The organism is Actinomycetospora lutea, assembly GCF_028737205.1.
GTDB lineage: Bacteria > Actinomycetota > Actinomycetes > Mycobacteriales > Pseudonocardiaceae > Actinomycetospora > Actinomycetospora lutea.
The window spans coordinates 20,798-40,083 of sequence record NZ_JAQZAL010000016.1; the positions used below are offsets into that span (position 1 = coordinate 20,798).

The 19,286-nt window shown below is 75.5% G+C and carries 17 protein-coding genes, 2 tRNA genes and 2 pseudogenes; 6 read left to right on the forward strand and 15 right to left on the reverse strand.

What is annotated here, in order from left to right; genetic code table 11:
* The first annotated feature begins 26 nt into the window (after positions 1-26).
* Complete coding sequence (locus tag PHK61_RS18140; RefSeq protein WP_274282418.1) at positions 27-2,051, forward strand: HNH endonuclease signature motif containing protein; 2,025 nt, start codon at positions 27-29, stop codon at positions 2,049-2,051.
* 147 nt (positions 2,052-2,198) lie between these two features.
* Here the strand turns inward: PHK61_RS18140 and PHK61_RS18145 are convergent, their stop codons facing one another.
* Both PHK61_RS18145 and PHK61_RS18150 read right to left on the reverse strand, forming a co-directional pair.
* Entirely contained in the window at positions 2,199-4,139 is a 1,941-nt protein-coding gene (locus PHK61_RS18145; RefSeq protein WP_274282537.1) for a heavy metal translocating P-type ATPase, read from the reverse strand.
* 2 nt (positions 4,140-4,141) lie between these two features.
* The gene (locus PHK61_RS18150; protein ID WP_274282419.1) at positions 4,142-4,501 is read right to left on the reverse strand and encodes an ArsR/SmtB family transcription factor; all 360 of its coding nucleotides are present in this window, start codon (positions 4,499-4,501) and stop codon (positions 4,142-4,144) included.
* An 83-nt stretch (positions 4,502-4,584) separates the two neighbouring features.
* Here PHK61_RS18150 and PHK61_RS18155 point away from each other — a divergent pair, with 83 nt between their 5' ends.
* Both PHK61_RS18155 and PHK61_RS18160 read left to right on the forward strand, forming a co-directional pair.
* Positions 4,585-4,878: a hypothetical protein gene (locus PHK61_RS18155; protein WP_274282420.1), complete on the forward strand. Its 294-nt coding sequence runs from the start codon at positions 4,585-4,587 to the stop codon at positions 4,876-4,878.
* Between the two features lie 230 nt (positions 4,879-5,108).
* Positions 5,109-6,728 carry a DUF1996 domain-containing protein gene (locus tag PHK61_RS18160; RefSeq protein WP_274282421.1) on the forward strand — a complete coding sequence of 540 codons (1,620 nt, stop codon included), beginning with the start codon at positions 5,109-5,111 and terminating at the stop codon, positions 6,726-6,728.
* Positions 6,729-6,759: 31 nt separating this feature from the next.
* On the opposite strand, the gene PHK61_RS18165 is transcribed toward PHK61_RS18160, so the two are convergent.
* From PHK61_RS18165 to PHK61_RS18200, 9 genes and pseudogenes are all read right to left on the reverse strand, one after another.
* A complete protein-coding gene (locus tag PHK61_RS18165; protein WP_274282422.1) occupies positions 6,760-7,389 on the reverse strand; it encodes a trimeric intracellular cation channel family protein in 630 nt (209 codons plus the stop codon).
* 24 nt (positions 7,390-7,413) lie between these two features.
* Positions 7,414-7,689: pseudogene (locus PHK61_RS32090) on the reverse strand (cytochrome P450); the annotation flags it as partial.
* A complete protein-coding gene (locus PHK61_RS18170) occupies positions 7,658-8,569 on the reverse strand; it encodes a cytochrome P450 (RefSeq protein WP_274282423.1) in 912 nt (303 codons plus the stop codon). The gene PHK61_RS18170 and the pseudogene PHK61_RS32090, both read right to left, overlap by 32 nt.
* 11 nt (positions 8,570-8,580) lie before the next feature.
* Entirely contained in the window at positions 8,581-9,714 is a 1,134-nt protein-coding gene (locus PHK61_RS18175; protein WP_274282424.1) for a cupin domain-containing protein, read from the reverse strand.
* A complete protein-coding gene (locus PHK61_RS18180; protein ID WP_274282425.1) occupies positions 9,711-11,021 on the reverse strand; it encodes an MFS transporter in 1,311 nt (436 codons plus the stop codon). Before PHK61_RS18180 ends, PHK61_RS18175 begins: the two co-directional genes overlap by 4 nt.
* Positions 11,022-11,037: 16 nt before the next feature.
* A complete protein-coding gene (gene dapA, locus PHK61_RS18185; protein WP_274282426.1) occupies positions 11,038-11,958 on the reverse strand; it encodes a 4-hydroxy-tetrahydrodipicolinate synthase in 921 nt (306 codons plus the stop codon).
* Complete coding sequence (locus tag PHK61_RS18190) at positions 11,955-12,869, reverse strand: ornithine cyclodeaminase family protein (RefSeq protein WP_274282427.1); 915 nt, start codon at positions 12,867-12,869, stop codon at positions 11,955-11,957. Before PHK61_RS18190 ends, dapA begins: the two co-directional genes overlap by 4 nt.
* Positions 12,866-13,723 (reverse strand): fumarylacetoacetate hydrolase family protein, encoded by an 858-nt coding sequence (locus tag PHK61_RS18195; RefSeq protein ID WP_274282428.1) that lies wholly within the window; start codon positions 13,721-13,723, stop codon positions 12,866-12,868. The genes PHK61_RS18190 and PHK61_RS18195 overlap by 4 nt, the downstream gene beginning before the upstream one ends.
* Positions 13,720-14,862 carry an LLM class flavin-dependent oxidoreductase gene (locus PHK61_RS18200; protein WP_274282429.1) on the reverse strand — a complete coding sequence of 381 codons (1,143 nt, stop codon included), beginning with the start codon at positions 14,860-14,862 and terminating at the stop codon, positions 13,720-13,722. The genes PHK61_RS18195 and PHK61_RS18200 overlap by 4 nt, the downstream gene beginning before the upstream one ends.
* Positions 14,863-14,962: 100 nt before the next feature.
* On the opposite strand from PHK61_RS18200, the gene PHK61_RS18205 reads away from it, so the two are divergent.
* The gene (locus tag PHK61_RS18205) at positions 14,963-15,886 is read left to right on the forward strand and encodes a LysR family transcriptional regulator (protein WP_274282430.1); all 924 of its coding nucleotides are present in this window, start codon (positions 14,963-14,965) and stop codon (positions 15,884-15,886) included.
* Here the strand turns inward: PHK61_RS18205 and PHK61_RS18210 are convergent.
* On the reverse strand, positions 15,876-17,084 hold the full coding sequence (locus tag PHK61_RS18210; RefSeq protein WP_274282431.1) for a cytochrome P450: 1,209 nt from the start codon (positions 17,082-17,084) through the stop codon (positions 15,876-15,878). The genes PHK61_RS18205 and PHK61_RS18210 overlap by 11 nt on opposite strands.
* 136 nt (positions 17,085-17,220) lie before the next feature.
* On the opposite strand from PHK61_RS18210, the pseudogene PHK61_RS32095 reads away from it, so the two are divergent.
* Positions 17,221-17,358, forward strand: a pseudogene (locus PHK61_RS32095) (hypothetical protein); the annotation flags it as partial.
* Positions 17,359-17,791: 433 nt separating this feature from the next.
* Positions 17,792-18,157: an EamA family transporter gene (locus PHK61_RS18215; protein ID WP_274282432.1), complete on the forward strand. Its 366-nt coding sequence runs from the start codon at positions 17,792-17,794 to the stop codon at positions 18,155-18,157.
* Here PHK61_RS18215 and PHK61_RS18220 read toward each other — a convergent pair whose 3' ends face one another.
* From PHK61_RS18220 to PHK61_RS18230, 3 genes are all read right to left on the reverse strand, one after another.
* Positions 18,158-18,943, reverse strand: a complete 786-nt coding sequence (locus PHK61_RS18220; protein ID WP_274282433.1) for an alpha/beta hydrolase — start codon at positions 18,941-18,943, stop codon at positions 18,158-18,160.
* A 61-nt stretch (positions 18,944-19,004) separates the two neighbouring features.
* Positions 19,005-19,077 (reverse strand) — tRNA-Glu (locus PHK61_RS18225).
* 48 nt (positions 19,078-19,125) lie between these two features.
* A tRNA-Gln gene (locus PHK61_RS18230) sits at positions 19,126-19,197 on the reverse strand.
* Positions 19,198-19,286 lie beyond the last annotated feature (89 nt).

The following is a 19,286-nucleotide window of genomic DNA, read 5'->3' on the forward strand; positions in this document are numbered from 1 at the left end:
CAGGGGTCGGGCCTAGCGTTCCGGGTGTGAGCATCGAGCACGATCTGGAGGCCGGACTGGCGGCCGTGCTCGATGATCGCGAGCCCGACGCCGACCTGGTCGGGGTGCTCGACGACATCGACCCGACGATGCTGACCGGGGAGGCGCTGGCCTCCTACGTGCGGGCCCGCTGGCGGGTACACAACCGCGCCGAGGCCCAGCTGCTGACCGGGCTGCGCGAGATGGGCACCGCGCAGGACGGACGCACCACCCGGCTCGGGTCGGCCGACGAGTTCTCCGGCGACGAGGTCGCCGCCGTGCTCGGCTGGTCGCGGGCAATGGCGTCGCGCCGCCTGGGCCTCGCCGACGACCTGTTCGCGCGCCTCCCCGCGCTCGGGGCGGCGCTGTGGCAGGGGTGGCTGGACGAGCCCAAGGTCCGCGCGATCAGCGAGACGGTCGCCGACCTCTGTGACGACCACGCCCAGCACGCCACCCTCGAGGTGCTGCCCGAAGCGGCACAGCTCCCGGTCGGGGCGCTGCGCGACCGGGTCGAGGAGATCGCGATCGCCCTCGACCCCGACTGGGCCGACCGCCGCCGTCAGCGTGCCGAGGCGCGGGGGCGGGTGCTGCTCACCGCGAACCCGTCGGGGACGGCGACGTTGTCGTTCATCGACGCGCCCGGCCAGGAGGGCATCGACTCCGAGTCGCGCATCGAGACCCTCGCCGCGGCGGTCCGCCGGCTCGGGGTGCTCACCCCGATCGGGAAGCTGCGCATGCAGGTCGGGATGCGACTGCTCGACGGCTCCACCGAGGGCATGACCGACCGCGACATCGCCGTCCTGCTCGCCACCGAGTACCACGCCGCCGACGACCCTGACGGCCCCGACGACGAGGGCCGCGGCGACGGGCCGGACGACGACGGACCGGACGACGGCGGGCCGAACGACGACGGACCGGACGCCGGCGGGCCGGACCGCGGTCGAGGCGCTGCAGCAGACCGGGCCGCCGTCGGCAGCGACGCAGCGCCGACGCTGCCCGCGCCTCGCTCGCCTGCCGAGCAGGGCGCACTCGATCTGCCCGACCTCCCCGACCCCTCCGACCACGACGAGCCGGACGACACCGAGTCACGGGCACTCGAGACGTCCGAGCGACGCGCCGGAAGAGTGCGGCAGGGCACCGTCGAGGTGCGACTACGACTCACCACCGCGCTCGGACTCGACCAGCATCCCGCCACCGTCCCCGGCTACGGCACCGTCACCGCGCCGTTGGCGCGTCACCTGGTGGCCCGCCGCCACCACGGCGAATGGCGCGTGGTGCTCACCACCCCCGACGGCCACCTCCACCACGTCCTGCTCGCCCGGCGCCGACCACCCCGCCCCCGGACACGGGGGCGAGCACCGGGCGCGGCCCGGACCGGCGCGATCGTCGAACTCCAGGTTCCGACGACGATGCTGGCCGCGCTCGACCCCGACGATCACCCGGCCTGGGCGCCGCTGCTGCGCGAGCTCCAGCAGCGCCTCGCCGACCTCGTCGCCACCGGGCAGCTCGGGCGCCCACCCGACGCCGACACGGGCCCCGACCGCTGGGCCCGTCGCCGCGCCGGCGCCGAGGCCGAACGCTGGGTCCGCGCCCGTGATCGGACCTGCGTCGCCCCCTGGTGCGGACGCCCCGCCCACCGCGCCGAGATCGACCACACCCACGACCACGCGCGCGGCGGCGCCACCCTGACCTGGAACCTCGGCGCCTGGTGCACCCACGACCACCGCGCCAAGCACCAGGCCGGCTGGACCGTCCGACAGCCCCGACCCGGCCACTTCGTCATCCGCACCCGCGCCGGCATCACGCACTCCACCGGGCCGAAACGGATCCTCCGCCTCCTCCCCCACCCGCGACCCGCCGCCGAACCCCGGCCCTTGCCCTACGACGGCTGGCCCGACACCACATCCGAGGACGACGACGCCGACCGGCTCGCCGAGATCGGCCCCGAGCCCGCCGCCGGCCCGAGGACGACGACCGCGCCACCCCGGGAGCCGCCACCCGTCGACGACCTCGACGACCCGCCGCCCTTCTGAGCGATCACGTGCCCGCTGGAGATCGCCGTCCGGACGGAGCGACCGTGAGCTGCGCCGACGGGCGCCGGTCTCGGTCGTCGTCGCCATGCCGGCGCGACACCGGCTGGTCCGGCGCAGCCCTCCGCAGCGCCCGCATCCGCGTCGCGCTCAGCAGTGGTCGCAGCAGCCGTCACCCTCTCCCGCGGCGACCGGGACGAGCGCAGGGGCAGGTACGGGCGGCATCTCCGGCAACCCCGCGATCCGGGCGGCACGCAGGGCGTTGCCGATGACGAGGACCTCGGCGAGCTCGTGCACGAACACGACCGTCGCCAGCCCGAGGACGCCCAGCGCGGCGAGGGGGATCAGCACCAGGATGATCGCGAGCGACAGGCCGACGTTCTGGAGCATGATCCGCCTCGCCCGCCGGGCGTGGGTGAACGTCTGCGGCAGGTGACGCAGGTCGTCGCCCATCAACGCCACGTCGGCGGTCTCGAGCGCGACGTCGGTGCCCATCGCGCCCATCGCGACGCCGACCCGCGCGGTCGCCAGGGCCGGGGCGTCGTTGATGCCGTCCCCGACCATGGCGACGGCACCCGCGGCCACGAGCGACGCCTTGTCCTCCGGCAGCAGGCCGGCGTGGACGTCGGCGATCCCGGCCCGCCCGGCGAGGGCGCGGGCGGTCCGCGCGTTGTCGCCGGTCAGCACCACGGTGCGCAGCCCCAGGGCCCGCAGGGACGCCGTCGCCGCGGGCGCCTCGGCGCGCAGGTCGTCGCGGACCGCCAGGGCACCGAGCACGACGCCGTCGCGGGCGAGGACGACGACCGTGGCGCCGGCGTCCTCGAGCGCGGCGACCCGCGCGGCCAGGTCGCCGGGCGCGACCCAGTCGGGGCGCCCGAGCCGAACCCGCGCGCCGGCGACCGTCCCGACGAGCCCGCGGCCCGCGACGGTCTCGACGTCGGCGGCCTCGAGCGGGTCGGACCCGGCGGCCGCCGCGACGATCGCCGGCGCCAGCGGGTGCTCGCTGCGCCGCTCGAGCGCCGCGGCGACGGCGAGGACGTCCTCGCGGGTCCCGGCGCCCGCCACGACCTCGACGACGCGCGGATCGTTGCGGGTCAGCGTCCCGGTCTTGTCGAGCGCGACGGTGTCGACCCGGCCGAGCTCCTCCAGCGCGGCGCCGCCCTTGATCAGCACGCCGTGCCGGCTCGCGGCGCCCACCGCCGCCACGACGGTCAGCGGGACCGCGATCGCGAGCGCGCACGGCGAGGCGGCCACGAGCACGACGAGGGCGCGCTCGATCCAGCGCAGCGGGTCGCCGAGCAGCAGTCCCAGCCCCGCCACCAGCACCGCGAGGACCAGGATCGCGGGCACGAGCGGGCGCGCGATCCGGTCGGCGAGACGCTGGCCGGTGCCGCGGTGCTCCTGGGCCTGCTCGACCATGTGCACGATCCGGGCGAGCGAGGAGTCCTCGGCGCGCGCGGTGACGGCCAGCTCCACCGCGCTGCCCGCGTTGATCGCGCCCGCGAGCACCCGATCGCCCGGGCCGACCTCGACGGGCACCGACTCCCCGGTGATCGCCGAGACGTCGAGGATCGTGGCGCCCTCACGGAGCGTCCCGTCGGTGGCCGCCCGCTCGCCGGGCCGCAGCAGCAGGCGGTCACCGACGACGAGCTCCTCGGGCGCGACCCGGTGCTCCCCGCCGTCGCGGAGAACCGACGCCGTGCGCGGCACGAGCGAGAGCAGCGCGCGCAGGCTCCGACGGGTGCGGTCGACCGCGTGGTGCTCGAGGCCCTCGGCGGTCGAGAACAGCACCCCGAGCAGCGCCGCCTCCTCGAACCGGCCCAGGGCCACGGCGCCCACCGCCGCGATCGTCATCAGCAGGCCGACGCCCAGGCGCCCGCGACGCAGCCCCCGCAGCGCCCCGGGCACGAAGCTCAGGGCCCCGACCACCGCGGCGAGCAGCTGGAGGCCGTCGCCGACCGGGTCGGGGAGCAGCCACCCCAGCCCCAGCAGCACCGCCGCGGCCGCTGCGAACTGCAGCTCGCGGACCCGCCACCACCCCCGGGCGGCCGGCGCCGGCGTCTCCTCGGGACCGCAGCACGCATCGGACACGGTCACACCTCCTCGACCACCGCCGGCCCCAGCACGGCGCGGACGAGCTCCCCGCCGACCGGCGTGAGCCGGTACATGACGAGCTTGCCGTCGCGCCGCGAGGTCACCAGCCCCGCCGAGCGCAGCGCCCGCAGGTGGTGCGACGCGAGGTTCTGCGCAGTGCCGACCACCCACGCCATGTCGCAGACGCACAGCTCGTCGCCGGCGAGGAGGGCGGCGGCCACGGCCAGGCGCGTCGGGTCGGCGAGCGCCCTCCCCAGCGCGGCCCGCGACGCCAGCGCCTCGAGGTCGGGCAGCGTCGTCCGGATGCGCTCGGCGTGCGGCAGGTCGAGGCACAGCAGGTCGCACCGGTCGTCGTTCACGCCAACACGCTAACGAACGTTGGAGCGTCAGGACAGGGCCGGCGGCGGTACCGTGCGGGCACGGCCGACGGCGAGAGGACCACGTGGACGAGCCCGACGGGACAGCGACCCGAGCCGCGGCGCGACGCCGCGCTCTCGCCGCGGCGAGCGGACGCGCGGCCGGCGGGCGGGGCCTCGCCGATCGGGTCCGGCCCGACGAGCGCCGGCGCTACGTGTTCCAGGTCGCGACCACGTCGGCCTTCGCCGTCGCCTGGCTCGTGGTCTGGTTCCTGACCGGCTCCTGGATCTTCCTCGCGCTCGCCGGCGGCTTCCTGCTGCTCACGGCGCTCGCCGTGGTCGCGCTGCGCGTGCTGGGAAGACCGACGGACCGGACCTGAGAGCCCTGAGGGTCTCTCTGCGCCCGATTGCGACATCCAGGGCATTCGCGACGTTGTTCGGCGCGGCCGGCGGTCCGGTGGGCGGTGCCGCGGTCCACGAGCTCTCAGCTACGCGGTCGCCGGATCGGCCCGTCCCTAGCGTGATCGTCCGCAGGACACCCCTGCCCCGGCGCCGACCCGCGGACGAGCTCCCCCGTCCCCGGCGTCGCGGGCACCGTCAGGAGGTTCCCGTGCCCCGACGCGGACGACACCGCTCCAGCCTGCCGACGCGCCTCATCGCGGTCGTCGCGGCCCTGCTCGTCACCGCCGGCGTCGTCGTGGTGGCCGGCTCCGCCGCCGCCGAGGACTCCGGCGACAGCGGCGGGGGCGGCATCCTCAGCTCCCTGACCGGCGGCGACTCCTCGGACGGCGACTCCTCGGCCGGCGACTCGGACAGCTCGGGCGACGACAGCTCGGGCGACGACGGCTCGGGCGACGACGGCGGTTCCGACGACGGATCCGGTGACGAGAGCACCGGGAGCAGCGACGAGGGCGCGGGCGAGAGCACCGAGGACGGCGCCGGCGGCGAGGACGAGCAGACCGGTCAGGACGACGGCGACGGCACCGGCGACGGCTCCGGCGACGGGTCCGCCGACGAGCGGGGCGAGGACCCGGGCGCCGGCCAGGAGCAGGGCGACGGCCAGGAGCAGGGCGACGGCCAGGAGCAGGGCGACGGCCAGGACAGCCGGAGCGCGCAGGACGGCGACCAGGACGCCCGGGCCGACGAGACCGGCGGCGAGACCGGCGACGAGACCGGCGGCGAGACCGGCGGCGAGACCCAGGACGCCGGCGCGGACGGCGACGCTGCGGACCGTCGCAGTGACCGCGTGGACCGCCGGCGGCCCGCCGAGGACGTCGGAGAGGTCGAGGGCACCGACGGCGCCGCCCAGGCCGCCGCCGACCCGTTCCCCGGTCGCGCCGACGCCGCGCCCGCCGGTCCCGAGGACTACGTCGACATCGCCGATGTCGAGCCCTCCGGCACCATCGGCGAGGGCGGCGTGTTCAGCCGCGGGTCGTACACCGTCGACTGCGGGGTCAGCGACCACAACAACTCCGACAACTACATGGCCGCGCCGGGCAAGCGGAACGGCGCGCAGCACGTCCACGACTACGTCGGCAACCGCACCACCGACGCGGACTCCGACGAGCGCTCGCTGGAGCAGGGCGCCACGACCTGCGTGAACGGCGACCAGTCCACGTTCTTCTGGCCGGTCGTCCGCGATCTCGACGGGACCGGTCCCGACGTCGGCGAGGACGGCGGCAGCCTCGACGGCAACGTCGGCGCGATCATGAAGCCGCGCTCGGCGCAGCTGAGCTTCCACGGGCACGGCGACCGCCCGGTGGAGGCCATGCCCGCCCACCTCATGATCATCATGGGCAACGCGAAGGCCGGCGCGCAGGACCAGAAGAACGTCAACGCGAAGTACACGTGCACCGGGCAGGAGGACCGGGTCACCGACCGGTACCCGATCTGCGGCCCGGGCTCGCAGCTGGTGCGGCTGCTCGACTACCCGAGCTGCTGGGACGGCGAGAACCTCGAGACCGAGGACCTCCGCTCGCACATGACGTTCCCGGACGCGCAGGGCAACTGCGAGAGCGACGAGGTGCCGGTGCCGGCGCTGCGGATCACGTTGACCTACGACCAGCCCGCGGGCCGCTCGTTCTCGATCGACAGCTTCCCGAACGAGCAGCACGACCCGCGCACCGACCACTCCGACTACGAGAACCTCGCCACCGTGGCCCAGTCGGAGCGCGGCGCGGAGTGCATCAACGCCGGCGAGCAGTGCGCGAACATCCCGCGCGAGGGCTGAGCACCTGACGCACCCGCCGGGCCGCCCGGGCTCACTCGGCCCGGCCCGGCGGGTGCGGCGCGTCGAGGCGGAAGCGCAGCCCCACCAGCCGGACGAGCAGGCACACCCCCGCGCCCGCGAGGGCGGGCAGCAAGGGGCCCGCCCCCACCCGGATCCCCAGGACGACCACCCCCGCCCCGAGCAGCGCCGGGATCGCGTAGAGCTCGCTCGACAGCACCGTGGGCACCCGGCGCACGAGCACGTCGCGGATCGTGCCCCCGCCCACCGCGGTGATCGCACCGAGCAGGATCGCCTGGCCCGCGCCCGCCCCCAAAGCCATCGCCTTCGCCGCGCCCGTCACCGCGAACAGGCTCAGCCCGAGGGCGTCGAAGATCTCGATCGGCGTCGCGAGCCGCTCGAGCTGGCGGCTCAGCCCGAAGGCGAGCAGGCCCCCGCCCGCGGCGACGGCCAGGTAGCGCCAGTCGTTGAAGGTCGCCGGCGGCAGCGCGCCCAGCAGGATGTCCCGCACGATGCCGCCGCCCAGCGCGGTGATCATCCCGAGGGTCACCACGCCGACGATGTCCAGCCGCGCCGTCCGCACCGCGGTGAGCGCGCCGTTGAGGGCGAAGGCGAACGTCCCGGCGAGGTCGAGGACCAGCGCCGTCACCGCGGCCGTCGTCATGCCGACATCCTCGCCGCCGGCGCGTCACCCCTCGAAACGCACCGGCAGCTCGGTCGGACCGAGGTGGTTGCCGCCCTGCAGCCCGCTCCAGCGCACCTCGCCGGCCGGGCGCAGCGGCGGGTGGGCGCACAGCGTGGTGAGCAGGATCGTCAGCTCGGCACGCGCCAGCGCGGCACCGGGGCACTGGTGGATGCCCCACCCGAAGCCCAGGTGGCCGCGGACGTCGCGGTCGGGGTCGAAGCGGTCGGGGTCGGGGAACCGCGCCGGGTCACGGTTGGCCGCCGCGAACGAGAGCAGGACCGCATCGCCCTCCTCGACGCGCTGCCCGGCGACGGTGACCGGGCAGGTGGCGCGGCGCGCGAAAGTTCTGCGCCGGGCTGCGGTGGCGCAGCATCTCCTCGACGAAGCGCGGCGCCAGCGAGGGGTCCGCCCGCAGCCGCTCCTGGCGTGCCGGGTCCTCGAGCAGCAGGTGCACCAGGGTGCTCGCCGCGTTCATCGTCGTCTCGTGGCCGGCCACCGCGAACGTGGCGAGGATGCTGATCCGCTCCTGCTCGTCGAGCTCGGCCGCGAGCAGCGTCGTGACGAAGTCGTCCGCGCCGTGCTCGCGGTGCGCGTCCAGCTCGGCCGCCATCAGCTCGGCGATCCGCCGGAACGCGCCGGCGAAGTCGACGGCCTCGCCGTCGGCGGTCAGCCCCGACCACATCTGCTCGGTGACCTCGCGGAAGCGCTCGACCGTGCCCGGCGCGAACCCGACGAGCTCGGTGAGCACGGCCAGTGGGAGCGGCAGCGCCACCGCGCGGACGACGTCGCCGCCCCCCTCGGCGGCGAACCGCCCCACGAGGTCGGCGATGGTGCGCTCGAGGAACGGGCGCATCTCCCGCACGCGCGCGGTGGACAGCGGCGGGCCCATCAGCCGGCGGTAGGCCGTGTGCACCGGGGGGTCGAAGTCGATGGGGATGGACCGCTGGGTGCCGTCGGTGGGGATGCGGTGCCCGGAGGCCGACGAGAACGTCCGCGGGTCGCGCAGGGCCGCGCGGACGTCGTCGTGGCCGGTGAGCACCCAGAACCCGCCCCGGCGTGCGGAGCGCGCCACCGGCCCCGCCGCGCGCGCCGCCGTGTAGGCGTCCCAGACGGTGGGCTCGGTGAGCCCCGGGTCGTAGGGATCGAGATCGACCCCCACGTCGCGGCAGCTCACTCCCCGGCCTCGCGCGGCCCGACGTACCCGGTCTGGCCCGCCTCGGAGCCCAGGGCCAGCACCGGCCCGCCCATCTTCTCCTGCCACACCAGCGACTCCATGCCGATGTGCAGGGGGTGGTCCTGGACGGTGTAGACCGCGAGGCCGTCGGGGCCCTCGTAGTGGGCGTGCTCGAGCCAGCCGGGCGCCGAGAGCAGCAGGTCGCCGGCCTCCCAGGCGATGTCGACGCCGTCGACGGTGCTGACCCCGGAGCCGGCGACGTGGTAGTTGATCGCCACCGAGGAGTGCCGGTGACCGCGGCCCCGCGGGCGGGGCGGGCGGCCCGCGGGCATCGCCGAGGCGGTGACGAAGAAGTTGTGCGTGGCGCCCTGCCGCCGCTGGGTCGCCGGGTTGTAGTACGCCATGATCGTGCGCTTGCCGTCGCCCGCCTCGCGGGACAGGTGCGGCGCGACCTCGGCCCACGGCCAGTGCAGGGCGCGGGACTCGACGACCTCGATGTCGACGAGGAACTCGTAGCCCCGCAGCCGGGCGCCGTGGGTCCCGATGGCGACGTCGGGGGCGGTCGCGCGGGTGTAGGCGACCTTCTCGCTGTCCTCGGTCGCCGCGGCCGGGGCGTCGTCCGGGGAGGGGCGCCAGGTCAGCGGCAGGTCCTCCGCGTAGTGCACCCCGAGCTTCTCCAGCAGCGGGGCGTTCGAGTAGCTCAGCCGGGCCCAGACCTCGGCGGTGTCGTTGCGGAACCGGAACGGCTGCATCGACGGCAGGTTCGCGACGTCGAGGTGCGCGAGGTCGATCGCGGTGTCGGCGACCTCGATGCGGCCGCTGCCGCGGATGCCGATCTCCACCCGGTGAGCGTTCTCCCGCAGCGGCGCGGTCTCCTCCCCTGGGTTGAGCACCTCGATCGTCACGGCCACCCCCGGCGCGAGCCCGAGGCCCGGGGCGACCGCGGACGGGTGCACGATCCGGCTGCCGCGGCGCCCGTTGGCCGGACGCGGGGCGGCGGCGAGGCGCTCGATCTCGGCCTCGATCTCGGCGCGTGCGATCTTCAGCGGGGCCCAGGGCTGCGGCGTGGCGGCGGGCGCGCCGCTGACGTCGACCAGGGGCGTGGCGGTCTGGATGTCCGTGAGGCTCATGCGGGCTTCCTCTCGAGGGGTGCGTCGGCCGGGACCGGCCGGTCCGGGTCAGAGGCGGGGTGGGGGCTGCGGAGGGCGAGGGTCGCGACGAGGCTGACCAGCCCCAGGACGACCACGTAGCCGGAGATCGCCGTGCCGGTGCCGGTCGCGGCGAACAGGACGGTGGCGACGATCGGCGCCAGCGCGCCGCCGAGGACGCTGCCGAGCGCGTAGGCGACCGACGAGCCGCTGTAGCGCACGGCGGTCGGGAAGGCCTCGGCGAGGTAGGCGCCGTAGGGCCCGGAGGCCACGGCGAAGCCCGCGCCGGCGACCACGCAGGCCACCAGCGTGCCGGGCACCGTGCCGGTGTCGATCAGCCAGAAGTACGGGAAGGCCCAGAGGGTCAGGGCGACGACGCCGACGAGCATCACCGGGCGCCGTCCGCGGCGTGCCGCCCACACCGCGGCCAGCGGGATCACCCCGGCCCAGACGAGGGCGGTGACGACGGTGATCGCGAGCATGATCGGGGCGCCGACCAGCTGGCGCGCCGCGACGTAGCTCAGCGTGAAGACCAGCAGGACGTTGGCGAGCCCGGACACGAGCACGTTGAGCCCGGCCGCGGGCACGAGGACCCGCGGGGCCCGCAGGACGTCGGCGAGCGGTGCGCGCCGCACCTCGGCGCCGGCGCGGACCCGCTCGAACTCCGGGCTCTCGTCGAGCCGCAGCCGCAGGACCAGGCCGAACACCACGAGCACGGCGCTGAGCAGGAACGGCACCCGCCAGCCCCACGCCGCGAAGGCCGTCTCGTCGAGGGCGAGCCGCACGACGAGGAACACCAGGCTCGCGAGCACGACCCCCAGCGGCAGGCCGACCTGCGGCAACGAGCTGTAGAGCGTGCGCTTCGAGGGCGGCGCGTGCTCGAGGGCGAGCAGGGTCGCGCCGCCCCACTCCCCGCCGACGCCGATGCCCTGCACGAAGCGCAGGAGCACCAGCAGGACCGGCGCGGCGACGCCGATGGCGGCGTAGGTCGGCAGGAGCCCGATGAGCAGGGTGCCCACGCCCATGATCAGCAGGGACGCGACGAGCATCCGGCGGCGCCCGATGCGGTCGCCGAAGTGGCCCATGACGGCGCCGCCGACGGGGCGGGCGACGAAGCCGATGGCGTAGGTCGACAGGGCCGCGAGGGTCCCCGCGACCGGCGACACCTGCGGGAAGAACTGCGGCGCGAACACCAGCGCGGCCGCGGTGCCGTAGATGAAGAAGTCGTACCACTCGATGGTCGTGCCGATGAGGCCCGCGAGGGCGACCCGGCGGGGGCGGTGGGGCATCGTCGTCTCTTCTCGGTCAGGTCTCGTCGAGCAGGGCCGCGCCCTGCGCGAGCAGCGCCTCGACCCGGGGGCGGGCCTGCGCGGTGAGGGGGATCAGGGGCGGGCGCACGTGGTCGGAGGCGATCCGGCCCTGCCGCGCCAGCACCCACTTCGCGGGCGCCGGGTTGGTCTCGACGAACAGCAGGTCGACCAGCGGGTGCAGCCCGTAGTGCAGCTCCCGGGCGGCCTCGTGGTCGCCCGCCTCCCACGCCTCGTACATGCGGGCGACGGCCCACGGGGCGAGGTTGCTGACCGCCGAGATGAACCCGGCGCCGCCGAGCGCGAGCAGGGGCAGGCCGAGCAGCTCGATGCCCGACCAGACCATCAGCTCGCGCCCGCAGAGGTGCAGCACGCGGGAGAAGTGCTCGAAGTCCTTGGTCGTCTCCTTGACCCCGACCACGTTGTCGAGGTCGCGGTGCAGGCGGGCCACGGTCTCCGGGGCCACGTCGACCGCGGTCCGCGACGGCACGTTGTAGATCACGATCGGCAGGTCCGGGAACTCGCCCGCGACCGTGGCGAACCACCGGTACAGGGCCTCCTGGGTGGGCCGCGCGTAGTACGGCGTGATCACCAGCACGGCGTCGGCGCCCGCCTCGTGGGCGGCCGCGGTGATCTCCAGGGTCTCGTCGAGCTTCGCCGACCCGGTCCCGGGCAGGAACGGCACCGCGTCGTCGACCTCCGCGGCCACGGCCCGGATGGCGGCGATCCGCTCGGCGACCGACTGCGCGGACGGCTCCCCCGTCGACCCGCCGATGGAGACGCCGTGGGCCCCCGCCGCCAGCTGCCAACGGACCAGGCCGCGCAGGGACGCGAGGTCGAGCGCGCCCTCGGCGGTGAACGGGGTGATCACCGGCGCGATCGAGCCGCGGATCCGGGAGGGGTCGCTGCGGAACTTCATCGTCGCTCCCCCACCAGCAGCGCGGCGACCGCCAGGTCCGCCAGGCCCATGCCCATTCCCTTGAACACGGTCAGGCGCGGCGCGGCCGGACGGGTGACCGCGCCGGCGACGACCTCGGCGAGCGTGCGGACGCTCGCCCAGTCGTCCCGTTCGCGCAGCTCCCGCGACCCGCGACGGGCGTTCGGCTCGCTGTCGACGACCGTGAGCGCGGACGCCGCGAGCACGTCGCCGGCGAGCTCGGCGTGCGTCGGCAGGATCGCCCCGACGGCGTTGAGGTGGGCGCCGGCGGCGAGGTGCCGGGCCGCGAGGAAGGGCTCGTCGGCCCGGGTGATCGCGGTGACGACCGGGGCGTCGCGGGTCGCGTCCTCGACGCTCGCCGCGACCTCGGCGCGCAGGCCCAGATCGACGCGCACCCGCTCGGCGAGGGCCTCCGCGCCGGCCGGCGTGCGGTTCCACAGCCGGACCCGGCGCAGCGGGCGCACCGCGGCGACGGCCTCGACCTGGCGCAGCGCCTGGCGCCCGGCGCCGAGCACCGCGAGCTCGTCGGCCGCCGGGTCGGCGAGCCGGCGCGTCGCGACCCCGGAGACACCCGCGGTGCGCAGCGCCCCGGCGGCACCGGCCTCGGCCACGCCGAGGGTGGCGCCGTCGGCGGCGGCGAACAGCGTCATCAGCGCGCTCGCCCCGGCCGGCGTGTTCACCCAGGTCTTGAAGATCGTCAGGTCGGCGGCGAGGTCCACCGCGCCCAGCGCGTGGGCGCTGCCGCGCCCGGCGTCGGCCGGCCAGGTGCTCATCGTCTTGTCGACGTTCCACGCCGTGCCCTCGGCCTCGTGGGTCAGCACGCGCTCCAGGGCGTCGATCACGGTGGGCACCGACGGCCCGGAGCGCACGTCGTCCTCGGTCCAGAGCTTCACGCGCCCACCCCCGCCGGCGCTGCGACCTCGGCGACCTCGTCCACGACTCCGTGGCGCAGCACGCCCACGCCGGAGACCTCGACCTCGAGCTCGTCGCCCGGACGCAGGAACCGGGGCGGCTCCCGCCGCAGCCCGATGCCCGCCGGGGTGCCCGTCGCGATGAGGTCGCCGGGGCGCAGCGGCGTGAACGTGCTGACGTAGGCGACGAGCTCGGCGAACGAGAAGGTCAGCCGGTCGGTCGTGTCGTCCTGGACCACCGCGCCGTTGAGCCGCGTGGTGACGCGCAGCGGGCCCTCGCCGACCTCGTCGGCCGTGGTCAGCCACGGCCCGACGGCGCCCGACCGGTGCCAGTTCTTGCCGGCGGTGGCCTGGGTGGAGTGGAGCTGCCAGTCGCGGACGCTGTTCTCCGCGACGCACGTGACGCCGGCGACGTGCGACCACGCCGCGGCGGCCGGGATGCGCCGTCCCGGACGGCCGACGACCAGGGCCGCCTCGCCCTCCCAGTCGAGCGAGTCCTCGGCGGCGGGGCGGACGACCGGCGTCCCCGCCCCGACGAACGAGTCGCCGAAGCGGGCGAACAGGGTGGGACGCGCCTGCTCGGCGGGGCCGCGCGTCGACTCGGCGGCGTGCGCCGCGTAGTTGAACCCGACGCACACGACCTCCGGCTGGTCGCCGATCGGTGGCAGCCAGACGAGGTCGGCGACGGGCAGGCGGGGGTCGTCGGGCCGCGGGGTCACGGGCTCGGTGAGCAGGTCGGCGAAGGACGGGACACGGTGGTCGAGGCGGGCGACCTCGTCGCCGAGCACCACGCCGAAGCCCACCGAGTCCCCGGCGCGGAAGCGGGCGAGCCTCATCCCGCGGCCACCGGCTCACGGGTCGCGGCGGGCGTCCCGACCGGGGCCCGCAGCCCGGCCCGCTCGAGGCGGGGCAGCACGTCGCGGGTGAAGTCGGCGAGCCCGGCGTCGTAGTCGACCCAGGTCAGCAGCGCGCCCTCGATGCCGGCGGCGCTGAGCATCTCGAGGCGCTCCGCGATGGTCGCGGCGGTGCCGACGAGCGGGAAGCCCCCGGCGCCGGCGGCGAACCGCTGCCGCATCGCGGCCATGACCTCGGGCGGCACGACCTGCGTGTTCGCGCCCTGCAGCCGCATCCAGGCATCGACGCTCTCGGCGTCCTCGTACTCGCCGGAGAACCGCCGCAGGTACGCCTCGGCGTCGGCGTCGGTGTCCCCCTGGACGACGACGGTGTGGGTCCAGAGCCGGACCTCGCGGCCGAACTCCTCCCGCGCCATCCGCCGGTAGCCCTCGACCTGCGCGCGGATCGCGTCCTCCTGCTCGGACTGCACGATCACGAAGCACAGGTCGGCGTGCTCGGCGGCGAACCGCATGCCGCGCGGCGACCCGCCGGCGTTCATGATCGGGATGGTGGGTTGCACCGGCTTGGGCTGCGAGACGCCGCCGACGACGTCGAAGAAGCGCCCGTGGAAGTCGAACTCCTCGGTCTCGGCCCAGAGCTTCCGGATCACCCCGAGCCACTCGGCGAGGTGGTCGTAGCGCTCGTCGTGCTCGCGCATCGGGGCGCCGAACATCTCCAGCTCCGGCGGGTTCCAGCCGCCCACGACGTTGAGCGCGAAGCGTCCGCGCGAGATGTGGTCCACGGTGGCGGCCTGCTTGGCGGCGACGATCGGGTGCATCGTCGGCGCGTGCGACGTGGCGAACACGCCGATGTCCCGCGTGGCGGCGGCGATGCCGGCGGCCCAGGTGAACGGCTCCATGACCCGCCCGGACCGGTGCTCGGGCCGGCCCTCCGGATAGCCCTTCCAGCGCGCGAAGGGCACGACGGCCTCGAGGCCCGCGCGGTCGGCCGCCCGGGCCGTGCGCAGCGACATGTCCCAGTCCATCTCGTGCGCCTCGGGCACCAGCGTCTGCGACGCCCCCGATCCGTTCGTGCAGAACAGCCCGAGCTTGAGCGTGTTGGCGCGCAGCAGCGGATGCATCGCAGACCTCCTCGTCGGTGGTGGTGTGCTGCTCGACGCTAGAGAGCTGGAACACATAGCACCATGACGAGTAACCCGAGCCTTCGATAGGCTTTCTCGTATGAGTCTCTCGGACCACCTGCGCCGCTACGAGATGTTCTGCGCGGTGGTCGACGAGGGCGGCGTGACGCGGGCGGCCGAGCGGTTCCAGGTCGCGCAGCCGTGGGTGTCGGCCCAGCTGCGGACGCTCGAGAAGGCGGTGCACGCCCCGCTGTTCGTCCGGGAGGGCCGCCGGATCGTGCTGACCGAGGCGGGCCGGCGCTTCTACGCGTGGGCCAAGGAGGTCCTGGCCAGCGGCGCCCAGGTGCAGCGCGACATCGAGGACCTCAACACCGGGGCGGCGGGCTCGCTCTCGGTCGCGACGAGCATGGCGATCGGCACCTACCTGATCCCGCCGCTGATGACCGACCTGCGCCGCCGGCGCGAGGGCGCGGACATCACGATCTCGATCAGCGAGCCCGCGGTCGCCATGCGCCGGGTCGAGATCGGCGAGGTCGACTTCGCCGTCACCACCTGGTACGACGACGTGCCGCCACCCGGCGTGCAGGCCGAGAAGCTGTGGGACGAGGAGATCGTGCTCTGCGCGGCGCCCGGCGGGCCGCCCGCCGGCGACGAGATCGACCTCGCGGACGCCCTCGGGCTCCCGATCGTCGGGGTCCCCGCCGGCGTCGCGATCGAGCGGGTGCTCGACGACGGGCTGCGGGCCCGCGGTCTGCCGGCCCCGACCTACGTCATCCGGCTCGGCCACGCCGAGGCGCTCAAGCAGGCCGTGGCCGCCAACGACTGGGTCTGCTTCGCGCCGCGGTACTGCGTCGCCGACGACGTGGCGTCCGGGCGGCTGCGCGCGGTCCGCCTGCGCGACGCGGACCTCGCCGAGGGCATCGGCCTGTTCTCCCGCGACAGCAGCTGGTTCTCCCCGCTGCAGCGGGCGGCCGTCGCGTCCTTGCGCGACGTCGCGGAGCAGAAGCGGGTCGTCAGGCGCTGACGCGCACCGGCAGGGTCGAGAGCGACGGGAACATCAGGGACGGGTGGCGCGCCGACGGGCCGTCCGGCTCGATGCGCCTGACCGCCCGGGCGAGCCCGGCGACGGTCTCCTGGAGCTGCACCCGCGCCAGCGGCGCGCCGAGGCAGTGGTGCAGCCCGCCGCCGAACGCCAGGTGCTTCGCGGCGTTCGTCCTGGTCAGGTCGACGCGCTCCGGCTCGTGGAAGACGCGCTCGTCGAGGTTCGCCGACCCGACGGCGCACAGCGTCGCCGCCCCCGCGGGCACCGTGGTGCCGTCCGAGGCCGTGTACTCCGCGCCCAGGACGCGGGGCACCACCTGCACGGGCGCCCGCAGCCGCAGCGTCTCCTCCACCATCGGCGTGACCCGTCCGGGGTCGGCCCGGACCCGCTCGAGCAGCCCGGGCACGGTCGCGAACAGCTCGACGGCGTTGGCGATCGACGTGCGGGTGGTCTCGAAGCCGGCGTCGAGCACCGTGTGCACGAGCGAGAGCACCTCGTCGCGGGAGAGCTCGCCGCGCTCCTCGGCGTCGAGCAGGCGCCGGACGAGGTCGGTCGGTGCGGCGGTCCGCCCGAGCAGGCCGTCGAAGTAGTCGAGGTAGAACTGCGCGACCTCGTCGAGGCGCGCCTGGTGCTCCTCGTCCAGGGGGAACGGCGAGAAGATCATGAGGAAGTCGGTCTGGGCCCGGAGCACGGGCTCCCAGTCCTCGTCGGGCATCCCGATCAACAGCCGCAGCACGCCGCGGGGCACCCGCGCCGCGAGCTGGGACACCGCGTCGAGGCTCCCGCCCGCCGCCGTCAGGGCGGTCAGCTCGTCGGCGACCTCCCTCGCCGCGGCCGCGCGGAGCTCCTCGACGCGGCGGGCGGTGAACAGCGGGGCGACGACGCCGCGCAACCGGGTGTGGATCGGGCGGTCGGTCTGCACCATGTTGGCCCGCAGCCGCCGCCGGGCCGGCCCCGGCGCCATCCACGGGGGCGCGTCCTGCCCCTCCGGCTGCATGCGCCCGGTGGTGTCGCGCAGGACCGCGTGGGCGTCCTCGTGGCGGGTGAACACGGACGTCGGGTGGTCGGGACCGCCGACGACGAGCACGGCGCCCCGGTCGCGCATCGCGCGGTACCCGGCGTGGCGGTCGCCGGTGAGGAAGGCGGGGTCGTCGAGGACGGACGGCGTCGTCGCGGTCATGGCGGCTCCTCGGTCGCGGAGGGACCCACGCTAGGAGCGGGCGATCCATCAGCACCAATACCGGAAAGGCGAGGAACCCATCAGGGAGTCGTGATGGCTTGCCCGGGTCGACGCACGCCTGCTCTGATCAACGATCGTGAGCGCCGGGGCCGAGCAGCGTCGTGCCCGCACCGCCCCCGGGCTCGCGATCGCGCTGCTCTCGGGCTTCTCCTTCGGCCTCGCCGGGCCGTTCGCGGCCGCCCTGCTGGCCACCGGCTGGTCGCCGCTGGCCGTGGTGCTCGGCCGACTCGGCGGGGGCGCGCTGCTGCTCGTGGTGCCGCTGGCGGTCATGGCCGCCCGGGGCCGCTACCTGCGACGACGCCACCTGCGCCCCGTCGTCGTCTACGGAGTCGTGCCCCTGGCCGGCGCGCAGATCTGCTACTTCAGCGCGGTCGGCCACCTCTCGGTCGGCGTCGCGCTGCTCATCGAGTACACCGCCCCGGTCCTGCTGCTCGCCTGGACGTGGGCGCGCACCGCGGCCCGCCCCCGCCCGGCGACGCTGCTCGGCGCCGCCCTCGCGATCGCCGGCCTCGGGCTCGTGCTCGACGTCGGCCGGGGCGCGGACGTCGACGTCGTCGGCGTGCTGTGGGGGCTGGGCGCGGCGGTCTGCCTCGCGGCGTACTTCCGCCTCGGCCGACGCCGGCGGCGACGACGGCCCGCCCGCCCTGGTGCTGACCGCGGGCGGGGCGCTGGTGGGCAGCGTCGTGGTCGTGCTCGTCGGGCTCGTCGGCCTGCTGCCCCTCGAGGCCACCACCGCCCCGATCGACCTCGCCGGCGCGACCGCGCCGTGGTGGGTCGGCGTCGTGCTGGTCGCCGCGCTGTCGACGGCGCTGGCCTACCTCACCGGCATCGCCGCGGTCGGGCGCCTCGGCGCGCGCCTGGCGTCGTTCGTCGGGCTGAGCGAGGTGCTCTTCGCCGTCCTCGGGGCCTGGTACCTCGTGGCCCAGGAGCCGACGGCCACCCAGGTCGCGGGCGGCGTGCTCGTCGTCGCGGCGATCGCGCTGATCCGGTGGGCCGAGCCGCCGGAGGCCTGATCACAGGCCCGTCAGCACCGCCACCAGGCGCTCCGGCCACAGCTGGATGCCGACGTGCGAGGTCGGCACGTCGACGACGGTGAACGGCAGGGCCAGCGCCGCGTCCGCCTCGGCGACGAAGCGGTCCTGCAGCTCCGGCAACAGAGCCCGGTCGGCGGAGAGCCGCACGTAGGTGTGCGGCAGCAGTCCCCAGGCCGCCGGGTCGACGCGCACGGCGTCCTCGTCGATGGCGAGGGTCTCGCGGACGTCCATCGACGCGAGCACCGCGAGCAGCTCGGCGCGGGTCCCGTCGGCGAGCAGGGCGTCCTGGAGCGCGTCGAGGGACCTCCGGTCGGTGGTGTGGAGATCGACCCGCAGCTCGCCGACCTCGGCGGGATCGGCGGTGACGAGGCCCGGGGCCAGCTCGTCGAGCGCGGAGGGGCCGGTCTCGGCCAGGTAGGTCGACGGCCCGGTGTCGACGCAGCACCACGCCGAGACGTAGACGACGTGGGTGAGCAGCTCGGGCACGGCGTTCGCCACCGCGGTGACGGTCATCCCGCCGCGGCTGTGGCCCACGAGCACCACCGGGCCGTGCTCGTGGGCCGCGCGCACGACGGCCACCACCGCGGCCACGTCGTCGGCGGTCGAGAGCCCGACCATCCCGGTCGGGCGGGCGTCGAGCCCGTGCCCGGGCAGGTCGACGGCGACGGCCCGGTGGCCGTGCAGCGCGAGCGCGCGGGACACCGGCCCCCAGTGCGCGGCGTTGGCGAAGGCGCCGTGGACGAGGACGTAGGTGGTCGGCGCCATCGGTCCTCCCCGTCAGACGACGAGCGCGGTGCACCGTGACCGGTGCACCGCGCTCGTGGTGTAGCCCCGAGGGGATTCGAACCCCCGCTACCGCCTTGAGAGGGCGGCGTCCTAGGCCGCTAGACGACGGGGCCCTAGGAGAACGGCGCCGAGCCTAGATCACGCTCCGCCACCGCTCACAGCTGGGGTACCAGGACTCGAACCTAGAACAACTGAACCAGAATCAGCCGTGTTGCCAATTACACCATACCCCAAGGCGGTCACCGAGCGTGACGAGAACGTCTGCCCGATGACGACGACCAGTCTAGGACATGCTCGCGCGCCGGTTCGACACCCCCCGCGG